Raw genomic sequence first — 10,722 nt, forward strand, 5'->3', positions numbered from 1 at the left:
CCCCCCGTGAGGACCCACACCGCCCCCTCCGCCAGTTCCCGCCGACCGTCCGGGCGCAGTGGCTCGACCTCTGGCCCGCCCTCGCCGACGAGTCGGGTGACGCCCTGCGCCCCGAGTTCGCCGCCGACCACGTCCACCTCACCGAGGCCGGCTACCAGGCCTGGTTGGGCGAGCTGCAGCCCGCCCTCGAGCGCCTGCGCGACGAGCCGCCGATGAGCCGCCCGATCAGCGTGCTCGACGTCGCCTACGACATCGAGTAGGCGGTGCCCACCCCCCCCGCCCCCGCGTTCACGCGTCCGGCCCTGGCTCCCGGCTTGATCGCGGCCATCGCGTTGCTCGCCGGGACCGCGTTGCTCGACTCCGACGTCTTCACCGTGTTCCGGTACGTCGTGTCGATCTTCGCCTTGATCGTCCTCGTGTTCGCCTACCGGGGTCGGCTCTGGTGGGCGTTGCCGTTGCTCGCCGCCGTGGCCGTCCTCTGGAACCCGGTGTTCGTGGTGCCCGCCCAGCCCGAGCTCTGGCAGGGCCTGCAGTTCGTCGCCGCCGCGCTCATGATCGCGGTCGGGGTGCTCGTGAAGGTGCCGACCGAGGCCGCGACGACCACGAAGTCCGCCTCGGCCCGGGGGCGCCGCTGACCGTCGAGGGCGGCGGATCCTCCGGGGTGCCTCCGACCCCGTAAAATGCCGAGGGTGCGCCCGCCCGCCCGAGGCCCGCACGGAAGGTTGAGTCTGCATGGCCACGGAGATCCCCGGTACGTCAGAGATGGTCGGCACGTCCGAGAGCCCTCTGCTGACCCCTCGTCACCGCGCCGGTGGTCTCGACCGAGAGGACGTCGTGGTCCGCAAGGGGCAGTTCACGCTCCTGAACGGTCACCTCACGCCCCAGCAGTCGATGATCGAGGACCTCCTCTACATCCGTCGGGTGCTCGACGCCGCCCAGGTGCCCTTCCTGCTCGTGCGCGGCAACGACATCCGCCCCGTGATCGCCGTCGACACGGTGCACCGTGACCGCTTCACCGCCGCCATGATCGCGGCCTCGGCCACCGAGCCCTTCTACGCCAAGCCCCGCAAGGGTCAGGCGTCCCTCGTCGTCGAGGGTGGTCTCGAGCTCGAGGCAGAACGGGTCTTCCGCGTCTACCGGCCCCGGGTCGAGCCCATCGGCCGCCTCCGTTACGGTGCGGGCACGGCCGTGCAGGTCGAGTTCTGGATCATCACCGACGACGAGATCCTCGCCCCGACCGAGAACGCGCTGATGCGCACCGAACTGCCCCGTGCCGAGGCCGTCGAAGAGACGGTCGAGCGGTACGGCATCGAGTGGCCCACCCTCGAGCACATGTTCGACGACCACGCCACCGACATCACCTTCGACATCGACATCGTCTTCTCGTGGGTCGACGGCAACTCGATCGAGTACCAGCGTGCCCGCGCCGCGCAGGCCAAACGCCACGTGGTCGGCGAGGGTGACGACTCGGCAGCCCGGTTCCGTCAGATCGACGAGCTCAAGTACGCCCTGCGGTCGGTCTACATGTTCGCGCCGTGGGTCCGCAACATCTACATCGCGACCGACTCGCCCGTGCCCGAGTGGTTGGGCGAGCACCCCCGTGTCCGCGTCGTGCGCAGCGAGGAGTTCTTCAGCGACCTCTCGATGCTGCCGACGCACAACTCGCAGGCCGTCGAGTCGCAGCTGCACCACATCGAGGGGCTCAGCGAGCACTTCCTGTACTCGAACGACGACATGTTCTTCGGCCGACCCGTCGCGCCGAGCATGTTCTTCTCGCCGGGCTCCGTCACGAAGTTCATCGAGGCCGACACGCGCATCGGGCTCGGGCACAACAACATCGACCGCAGCGGGTTCGAGAACGCCGCCCGCGTCAACCGCCGTCTGCTGCAGCAGCGCTTCGGGCGAGTCCTCACCCGCCACCTCGAACACACCGCCGCACCTCTGCGCCGCAGCGTCCTGTTCGAGATGGAGCACGAGTTCGCCGACGAGTTCGCCGCCACGGCCGGCAGTCCGTTCCGTGCCAAGGAGAACATCTCGGTCACGAACTCGCTCTACCACTACTACTCGCTGATGACGGGTCGGGCGATCGTGCAAGAGAACGCGAAGGTCAGCTACATCGACACCACGATGGTGTCGGGGCTGGCGTCGTTGTCCGAGGTGCTCAAGAAACGCGCGTTCGACTTCTTCTGCCTCAACGACGGCAGCTTCCCCGAGGTCACCGACGAAGAACGGACCGCCACGGTCACGGACTTCCTCGAGCGGTACTACCCGTTCCCGGCGCCGTGGGAGAAGGACGAGATGCAGCGCGTCGCCCTCGAGAACGCCGAGCAAGACCGACGGGCACTCGGTGCCGAGGCGGCTCAGTCGGGCGAGGCGACCGGATCGTCGTCGCACCGGGGGCTCGAGGGCTCGGACTGACGCAGGTCGTGCCCGAAGGTGCGGCCCGTGGAGTCGGCGTCGCTCGTGCCGTCCGTCAGGACGTCGAGGTGCCGAAGCGGGCCGCCTGCTCGCCCGAGAGGGCTGCGTCGAGACGACCGAGCATGTCGGCACCCATCGTCGGCAGGTCGTCCAGCCGGAACCACCGTGCCTCGGTGTTCTCGCCGTCCGCCGGGGAGGGCTCGCCCGAGACGTAGCGCATGACGAAGGTGTGGTCGAGGTACCGCGCGCGGTCGCCGTTCGGGTAGACGACCTCGCCGGTCACCCCGATGGACGCCAGCCGCTCGGGGACGACGTGCAGGTCGGCTTCCTCGAGGGTCTCGCGGACCGCGGCGTCGGCAGGGTGCTCGCCCGGGTCGACGATGCCCGTCACCGGCGTCCAGGCGCCGGTGTCGGCTCGGCGCACCAGCAGCGTCTCGTCACCGCGGACGACCACCGCGGTCACACCGGCCAGCCACAACGGTGCCGTGCCGATCTTCTCGCGCAGGGACAGGACGAAGTCGGGGGTGGCCATGTCAGCACCCTACCGACGGCCCGCCGTAGGCTGACCGCATGCGACTGCCCTGGACCCTTCACGGCTCGGACGTGCGGCGCATCTCCGACATGGCGGGCGAGTCGGTGCTGTTGGCCGGTGGGGGCAGGGCGATCCTGCTGCAACTCGCGAACCCCGGGGTGGGGCACGGCGTCGCCGAGCACAGCGACTTCGTCGAGCGTCCGTTGTCGCGGCTGCACGGCACCATGACGTACCTCTACTCCATCGTCTTCGGCACCCCGTCCGAGGTCGCTCACGTCCGTCGGGTCGTCGGTCGGGCGCACCGTCCCGTCCACGGCGGCGAGTCCTCGTCGGTGCGGTACGACGCATTCGACCCCGGGCTGCAGCTCTGGGTCGCGGCGACCCTCTACGACTCGGCCCTGCAGCTGTTCGAGCGGGTGCACGGTCCGATCGACCCGGCCCACGCCGAGACCGTCTACCAGGACTACGCCCTCGTGGGCACGTCGTTGCAGATGCCGCGAGAGCTGTGGCCGGCCGACGTCGCATCGTTCCGGCGGTACTGGGACGACGCCGTCGAACATCTCGTGGTGGACGACGTCACCCGTCGGGTCGCGCACGAGCTGTTGCACCCGACGACGGGGCCGTGGTGGCTGAGAGCGGTGATGCCGCTCGCCCGGCTCGTCACCGCGGGGTCCCTGCCGAGCGGTGTCCGAGACGACTTCGGGCTCCCGTGGTCGACCGGCGCCCAGCGTCGCTACGACCGGGTGATGCGCGTCACGGCCGTCGTCGTCCCGCATCTGCCCCCGCGCCTCCGTCATGTGCTCCGTGACGGGTACCTGCGCCGGCTGCGCTCGGCGATGGCAGCCGAGGCGCGCACGCCCGCGCGCGGCTGACCTGACCCGTCGCCGGCGTCGACCCTGCACCTCCCGCCTCCTGTCACGGCGGCTTCGCCCCCCGTCGGCAACTCCTGCCTCCTGTCACGGCGATCGCAGGCAGGGGCGTGTCGGCGTCGTCCGAGCGACGTGAAGCAGGAATTGCCGACGGTGCGCGAGGCCGGCCGCGGCGGGCGGGACCGGGACGGCGGGCGGCGCCGGGACGGCAGGCGGAACCTACCCAGCGGGCCAGTGCAGCTCGGCAGGGTCGGGGCGGTGGCGGGAGGACCGCCCCGTCAGAGCGTGTCGATCGGCCCCGTCAGCGTGAGGTCGCGCGACACGACGGGCACCGGGGCCGTGTGGGGCGCACGAGGGGGGGGGGGGGCCGGGGCGCGGCGCCCGCCGGCGACGGCGAGCCGCTCGGCGACCACGTCCGCGGGCACGTACTCGCCCACGGTCTCGTAGGTGCCGATCGGCACGACCGAGTGCACGACCGTGCCCTCGTAGACGTGCACCAGGTTGAACGCCTGGGCGCCGTCTCGGCCGCGGGGGCCGCCGCCGGCCACGTTGAGGTCTTGTGTGTAGCAGGTGGCCGACGCGACCGAGACGGGCACGCCCGCGAAGGGGGCGTTGGTCGAGTAGTGCAGGTGCCCGGCGATGATGGAGCGGACGTCGCTGCCCTCGATCACCTCGGCCAGAGCCGCCTGGTCGCGCAGCTCGACGAGCGCCGTCAGGTCTTGCACGCTCGGGACCGGCGGGTGGTGCATGGCGATGATGGTGCCGTCGGGGGCGTCGGTCGAGAGCTCTTCGGCCAGCCAGTCGAGCTGGTCACCGGACAGTCGGCCGAAGTGGTGGCCCGGCACGGTCGTGTCGAGGGTGATGACGCGCAGGCCGTTGACGTCGTAGACGAGATCGACGGGTCGCTGCGAGGGCAGCTGACCGAAGAGCTCGGACCGGAACGCGCTGCGGTCGTCGTGGTTGCCCATGGCCCAGATCACCTGGGCGCCGAGCCGCTCGGCCACGGGCTCGATCAGGGCGCGGAGCTTGCGGTACGCGTCGGGCTCGCCCTTGTCGGCGAGGTCGCCGGTGAAGACGATGGCCTCGGGCCGCCCGTCGGACGCTTCGATCTCGTCCATGATCTGACGCAGTCGGGCCTCGCTGTCGACCGCGCCGTAGAGGTCACGGTCACCGCCGACGAGGTGCGTGTCGCTGAGGTGCAGGATGAAGTGGTTCGGCCTGGGGTGTTCGGCCGTCCGGAGATCCATGGTTCTCTCATTCGATGTCGCCGACGCGGGCTCGGGGCGAGACCCTCGTTGTTGATTCGTCACCAGTCCATCACCCGTTTGCCATGAGTGGGGTGAACGTGTGCGCGCGTTTCGGTGAACGGTCGACGAACGGACCGCATTCCCGAGCGACGACGCTAGCCCGGCACACGGGACGACGCGACCCCCAGGAGGCGGGGGTCGCGTCGTCGGCGCAGCGGACGGTCCGAGGCGTCAGGGCTTGAGGACGACCTTGATGCAGCCGTCCTCCTTGTTCTTGAAGACGTCGTACATGGCGGCGGCCTCGGAGAGCGGCACCGGGTGGGTGACGAGGTCCTCGGTGCCGAGCGGGTCGGTGGGGTCCTCGACGAGCGGCATCAGCGTGTCCATCCACTTCTGGACGTTGCACTGGCCCATCTTGATGGTGATCTGCTTGTCGAACAGCGTGAGGAAGGGCGTGGGGTCGGCCGTGCCGCCGTAGACCCCGCTGAGCGAGACGGTGCCGCCGCGGCGGACGATCTCGAAGGCGAGGTGCATGGCGCCGAGGCTGTCGATGCCGGCCTTCTGCATGACGGCCTGGCCGATCGAATCGGGCAGGGCCGCGGCGAACTTCTGCACGAGGCCGATGCCGGCGTGCTCGTGGGCCTCCATGCCGACGGCGTCCACGACGGAGTCGGGACCGCGGTCGTCGGTCATGCGCTTGACGACGTCGGCGACGTCCTTCGTCAGGTCGAGGACCTCGACACCGTGGCGCTCGGCCATGGCGCGACGCTCGGGCACCGGGTCGATGCCGATGACGCGGTAGCCGCGGTACTTGCCGATGCGCGAGGCGAACTGGCCGACGGGGCCGAGGCCCAGCACGACGAGGGTGCCGCCCTCGGGCACCTGGGCGTACTCGACGCCCTGCCACGCGGTCGGGAGGATGTCGCTGAGGAACAGGTAGCGCTCGTCGGGGAGGTCGGCCCCGACCTTGACGAGGTTGAAGTCGGCACGGGCGATGCGGAGCTGCTCGGCCTGGCCACCGGGGACCTGGCCGTAGAGCTTGCTGAAGCCGTAGAGGGTCGCGCCCGAGTCGTACTCGGTGACCTGGGTGGTCTCGCACTGCGAGAAGAGTCCACGGTCGCACATGAAGCAGTGGCCGCAGGCGATGACGAACGGGACGACGACGCGGTCGCCGACCTTGATGCGGCTGACGTCGGGGCCGACCTGGGTGACGACGCCCATGGTCTCGTGGCCGCGCACGTCGCCCTTGTCGAGGAACGCGCCGAGCGCGTCGTAGAGGTGCAGGTCGCTTCCGCAGATGGCCGCCGAGGTGACCTTGATGACCGCGTCTCCGGGTTCGATGATCGTGGGGTCGGGGACGTCTTCGATGGAGACGTTGGTGACGGACTGGTACGTGAGTGCCTTCATGTGTCCCGTCTACGCCCCTCGGTGCCGTGCCTCCTGAACGAGGGGTACGGCGGGCACGCAAAAGCCCCGGGGCGGCCGGACCTGGGCCCGACCGCCCCGAGGCGGATGCTGCGTGTGGTGTCGCTCAGGCGACGGTCGTCGCGGAGGCGACGATGTTGACGACCTTGCGGCCGCCCTTGGCGCCGAACTCGACCGAGCCGGGAGCGAGGGCGAACAGGGTGTCGTCGCCGCCGCGGCCGACGTTGACGCCGGGGTGGAAGTGGGTGCCGCGCTGACGGACGATGATCTCGCCGGCGAGGACGACCTGGCCGCCGAAGCGCTTCACGCCGAGGCGCTGTGCGTTCGAGTCACGACCGTTGCGGGTGGACGATGCGCCCTTTTTGTGTGCCATGTGGTGTCAGCCCCTTAGTTGGTGGTGATCGAGGTGATCTTGACGCGGGTCAGGTCGGCACGGAAGCCCATGCGACGCTTGTAACCGGTCTTGTTCTTGTAGTTCTGGATGACGATCTTCGGGCCGCGCAGGTCGTTGAGGACCTCGCCCTCGACCGTGACCTTGGCCAGGTCGTCGCCCGACAGGATGGTGTCGCCGTCGACGTGCAGGACGGGGACGAACGAGACGGTGTCGGCGGTCGCGGCCTTGAGGCGGTCGACGGTCAGGATCGTGCCGACCTCGACCTTCTCCTGACGGCCACCGGCGCGCACGATTGCGAAAGCCATGGGAACTCCAAAAAAATGTGGGGGATGTGACGCCCGGACTGCCGGACGACGTCGTGGTGCCACGAGGGCAACTTGGATAGTCTTTCACAAATGTCACGACCGATCAAACTTCGCCGCCCGCCGCAGTTCCCGGCCGAGATCGTCGACGACGCCCGCGAACGCCTGCTCGACCTGCTCGACGACCTGGGGACGCTCACCACCGACCACGCCGACGACATCGAGGTCTGGGGCTCGGCCGTCACGGCCGCCGGTTGGGAGATCGCGAGCCTCGGCCAGTGGCTCGGCCTCGAGGGCGAGGCGGTGTTGCTGCTGGGCGGCGCGTCGTACCCCGAGATCGCCGAGCACCAGGGCACGAGCGCGTCGGCCGTGTACGCCCGTGTCGGCCGGTCGCTCACGCTCGCTCCCTACGCACACGCCTCCGGTGCCGACGGGGCGACCACCCGCGTCTCGGCCGAGGGCCTCGACCAGGCCCGGGCCGAGTACGACCAGGAGGCGCGGGCCGGCGACCCGACGGGCGTCACCCCGGCGGCCGCGCCCGTCGGTGACTCGCTGGCCGACCGCGTGCCCGAGGTGCTGCGGGCCGGCGCCCGCCGAACGACCGAGATCGTCGCCGCCCTGCCGGACTACCGGCGCAGCAGCGTGCTGTCGACGCTGAGCGTCCTGGCCCGGCAGGGAGTGGTCGAACGGGTGGGGCACGGCGTCTACGCCCTGCCCCACCCGCCGACCGACTGACCCCGCGGGCGGCGCCCCCGATAAGTCCGGGGGGAGGGCCACCGCCTCGTCGAGTCCGAACGCCCGCAGCTCGGCGTCCGTGAGCATCCGGGACCGGATCAGGAAGCGTTTCCCTTCAGGACTCTCGACCGAGAACCCGGCCCCGCGGCCGGGGACGACGTCGATCGTGAGGTGCGTGTACTTCCAGTACTCGAACTGGCTGCGCGACATGTAGACCTCGATCGGTTCGATCCCGTCGACGTGCAGGTCGCCGAGGTGGACGTCGACGGCCCCCACCCGGAAGAACCCCACGGGGTAGCACATCGGCGACGAGCCGTCGCAGCAGCCTCCCGACTGGTGGAACATCAGCGGGCCGTGCTGGGCCGTCAGGTCGACGAGGAAGGTCGCTGCCTCCGGTGAGACGTCGACCCGGGAGGGGATGGCGGCGACCGCCCCGGAGGCGGGGGCGGGCGTGACCTCGCCGACCCGCGCCTCCTCGGCTGCTGCCGCTGCCGGCGCCGCAGGGGCCGTCTGCTCGGGCGTCATCAGAAGAAGCCCATCGGACCGTCCGCGTAGCTGACCACCAGGTTCTTCGTCTGCTGGTAGTGGTCGAGCATCATCTTGTGGTTCTCGCGACCGATGCCGGACTGCTTGTAGCCGCCGAACGCCGCCCCGGCCGGGTACTGGTGGTAGGTGTTCGACCAGACGCGACCGGCCTGGATGTCGCGGCCGGCCCGGTAGAGCTGGGCGCCGTTGCGGCTCCAGACCCCGGCACCGAGGCCGTACAGGGTGTCGTTGGCGATCTTGATGGCGTCGTCGTAGTCGCTGAAGCTCGTCAGCGACAGGACGGGGCCGAAGATCTCCTCCTGGAAGATGCGCATCGAGTTGCGGCCCTCGAAGATCGTCGGGTTGACGTAGTAGCCCTCGGTCAGGTCACCGCCCAGGTCGGCACGGTCGCCGCCGAGCAGCAGCGTCGCGCCTTCCTGCTTGCCGATGTCCATGTAGCTGAGGATCTTCTCGAGCTGGTCGTTCGACGCCTGGGCGCCGATCATCGTGTCCATCGAGAGCGGGTTGCCCTGCTTGACCTTCTTCACGCGCTCGACGCCGTCGGCGGTGAACTGGTCGTAGATCGACTGTTGCACGAGCGCCCGGCTCGGGCAGGTGCAGACCTCGCCCGAGTTGAGGTTGAAGAACGAGAAGCCCTCGAGCGCCTTGTCGTAGAAGTCGTCGCGTTCGTCCGCGACGTCGGCGAAGAAGACGTTCGGGCTCTTGCCGCCGAGCTCGAGCGTGACCGGGATGAGGTTCTCGCTCGCCATCTGCATGATCAGGCGTCCGGTCGTGGTCTCGCCCGTGAACGCGATCTTGCGGATGTTCGGGTGGCTCGCCAGGGGAGCTCCGGCCTCGACGCCGAAGCCGTTGACGATGTTGAGGACGCCGGCGGGCAGGAGGTCCTTGATGAGGTCCATGAAGACGTGGATGGACGCAGGGGTCTGCTCGGCCGGCTTGAGGACGACACAGTTGCCGGCCGCGAGGGCGGGAGCGAGCTTCCAGACGGCCATGAGCAGCGGGAAGTTCCAGGGGATGATCTGACCGACCACGCCGAGCGGTTCGTGGAAGTGGTAGGCGACGGTGTCGGCGTCGATCTCGCCGGTGGAACCCTCTTGTGCCCGGATGGCGCCGGCGAAGTAGCGGAAGTGGTCGATCGCGAGCGGCACGTCGGCGGCGAGCGCCTCGCGGATGGGCTTGCCGTTGTCCCAGGTCTCGGCGACGGCGAGCATCTCGAGGTTCGCCTCCATGACGTCGGCGATCCTGTTGAGGATCAGCGCGCGCTGGGCGATCGTCGTCTTCTTCCACGAGTCGAAGGCCCGCCACGCGGCTTCGACGGCCCGGTCGACGTCGGCCGCGTTGCCCCGGGCGACCTCGGTGAAGACCTTGCCGTTCACGGGGCTCGGGTTCTCGAAGTACCGACCGCTCCCCGGGGCGACGTACTCGCCGCCGATGAAGTGGTCGTAGCGGGTCTTGAAGACCACCTTCGCGTCGGGCTGTCCCGGGGCGGCGTAGGTGTTCGGAGGAGTGGTGACGGTCATGACGGTCCCTTTCGACGACGGTGTCGGGTCGGCGGCGGGGGTCGCCCGCCGGTGGCGGCAGGCTACGTCGGGGGAGGTTGCATCGGGTTGCGCGTCAGGGCCCGCGGGCGGGCGGGGCCTCGGGGTTCCGGGGCCGAGGGATTTCGGAGGCGCGGGGCGCGAGGGCGCGTCAGGCCCGGTTCTCGAGGGCCTCGAGGTGCGCGACGAGGTGCGTCCGCCGGGGCGACGCCGGGGGGAGTCGACGCAGCAGCTCGAGCAGGACGCGGACGTCGTCGCGCCCCGCGGTCGACTCGGCGTACGCCATCAGGGTGTCGATCGAGCCGCCCGTGAGGACCGCGTCCCGGACGGTCGCGGCGACTTCGGCCCGCAACGCGACGACGCCGGGCGCCGTGGACGAGGGGAGGGCCGGGCCCGTGCCGGCCCGCACGGCCGCGCGGTGGGCGCCGCGGTCGACGAGCCCGACGAGCGTGTCGAGGTCGAGCGTCACCGGGCGGGGCAGTCGGTACGGGCGCGACAGCGGGACCAGCGTCGGGTCGAGGGCCTCGACGACGTGGCGGAGGCGGACCATCTCGGGCCGCAGGGGGGACACCGCGTCGACGTCGCCGTAGACCGCGTCGGCCAACTCGTGCGCCGTGTAGCCGGCGGGGCGGGGGGGGAGCAGGGCCAGGGTCTCGGGGTGCCGGGCACCCAGCGCCGAGCCACCGGCCCCGCCCGTGAGGACCGCCGCCGCGCGG

At 70.4% G+C, this 10,722-nt stretch carries 10 protein-coding genes and 3 pseudogenes; 5 read left to right on the forward strand and 8 right to left on the reverse strand.

The window, feature by feature from the left end; all coding sequences use genetic code 11:
- The 3 genes and pseudogenes from AEQ27_RS17575 to AEQ27_RS00650 form a co-directional block, all read left to right on the forward strand.
- Positions 1-260, forward strand: a pseudogene (locus AEQ27_RS17575) (hypothetical protein); the annotation flags it as partial.
- Positions 261-263: 3 nt separating this feature from the next.
- Positions 264-635 carry a DUF6804 family protein gene (locus AEQ27_RS00645; protein WP_054144929.1) on the forward strand — a complete coding sequence of 124 codons (372 nt, stop codon included), beginning with the start codon at positions 264-266 and terminating at the stop codon, positions 633-635.
- 127 nt (positions 636-762) lie between these two features.
- Positions 763-2,418 carry a stealth family protein gene (locus AEQ27_RS00650; protein ID WP_235450925.1) on the forward strand — a complete coding sequence of 552 codons (1,656 nt, stop codon included), beginning with the start codon at positions 763-765 and terminating at the stop codon, positions 2,416-2,418.
- A gap of 55 nt (positions 2,419-2,473) precedes the next feature.
- Here AEQ27_RS00650 and AEQ27_RS00655 read toward each other — a convergent pair whose 3' ends face one another.
- Positions 2,474-2,950 carry an NUDIX domain-containing protein gene (locus AEQ27_RS00655; RefSeq protein WP_054144930.1) on the reverse strand — a complete coding sequence of 159 codons (477 nt, stop codon included), beginning with the start codon at positions 2,948-2,950 and terminating at the stop codon, positions 2,474-2,476.
- A 38-nt stretch (positions 2,951-2,988) separates the two neighbouring features.
- On the opposite strand from AEQ27_RS00655, the gene AEQ27_RS00660 reads away from it, so the two are divergent.
- The gene (locus tag AEQ27_RS00660; RefSeq protein ID WP_054144931.1) at positions 2,989-3,822 is read left to right on the forward strand and encodes an oxygenase MpaB family protein; all 834 of its coding nucleotides are present in this window, start codon (positions 2,989-2,991) and stop codon (positions 3,820-3,822) included.
- Between the two features lie 275 nt (positions 3,823-4,097).
- On the opposite strand, the gene AEQ27_RS00665 is transcribed toward AEQ27_RS00660, so the two are convergent.
- The 4 genes from AEQ27_RS00665 to rplU all read right to left on the reverse strand — a co-directional run bounded on the left by AEQ27_RS00665 (position 4,098) and on the right by rplU (position 7,190).
- Positions 4,098-5,066, reverse strand: a complete 969-nt coding sequence (locus tag AEQ27_RS00665) for a phosphodiesterase (protein WP_054144932.1) — start codon at positions 5,064-5,066, stop codon at positions 4,098-4,100.
- 231 nt (positions 5,067-5,297) lie between these two features.
- Positions 5,298-6,473 (reverse strand): Zn-dependent alcohol dehydrogenase, encoded by a 1,176-nt coding sequence (locus tag AEQ27_RS00670; RefSeq protein ID WP_054144933.1) that lies wholly within the window; start codon positions 6,471-6,473, stop codon positions 5,298-5,300.
- Between the two features lie 124 nt (positions 6,474-6,597).
- Positions 6,598-6,864, reverse strand: coding sequence for a 50S ribosomal protein L27 (rpmA, locus tag AEQ27_RS00675; RefSeq protein WP_054144934.1), 267 nt, complete (start codon positions 6,862-6,864; stop codon positions 6,598-6,600).
- 14 nt (positions 6,865-6,878) lie between these two features.
- A complete protein-coding gene (rplU, locus tag AEQ27_RS00680; RefSeq protein ID WP_054144935.1) occupies positions 6,879-7,190 on the reverse strand; it encodes a 50S ribosomal protein L21 in 312 nt (103 codons plus the stop codon).
- Between the two features lie 90 nt (positions 7,191-7,280).
- Between rplU and AEQ27_RS17960 the strand changes: the two genes are divergently transcribed.
- Complete coding sequence (locus tag AEQ27_RS17960) at positions 7,281-7,922, forward strand: hypothetical protein (protein WP_054144936.1); 642 nt, start codon at positions 7,281-7,283, stop codon at positions 7,920-7,922.
- 51 nt (positions 7,923-7,973) lie between these two features.
- Here the strand turns inward: AEQ27_RS17960 and AEQ27_RS16895 are convergent.
- From AEQ27_RS16895 to AEQ27_RS17580, 3 genes and pseudogenes are all read right to left on the reverse strand, one after another.
- Positions 7,974-8,342, reverse strand: a pseudogene (locus AEQ27_RS16895) (DUF779 domain-containing protein); the annotation flags it as partial.
- A gap of 104 nt (positions 8,343-8,446) precedes the next feature.
- Positions 8,447-9,988, reverse strand: coding sequence for an aldehyde dehydrogenase family protein (locus AEQ27_RS00690; RefSeq protein ID WP_054144937.1), 1,542 nt, complete (start codon positions 9,986-9,988; stop codon positions 8,447-8,449).
- Positions 9,989-10,157: 169 nt separating this feature from the next.
- Positions 10,158-10,722, reverse strand: a pseudogene (locus AEQ27_RS17580) (transcriptional regulator); the annotation flags it as partial.

Source organism: Frigoribacterium sp. RIT-PI-h, assembly GCF_001297205.1.
Lineage (GTDB): Bacteria > Actinomycetota > Actinomycetes > Actinomycetales > Microbacteriaceae > Frigoribacterium.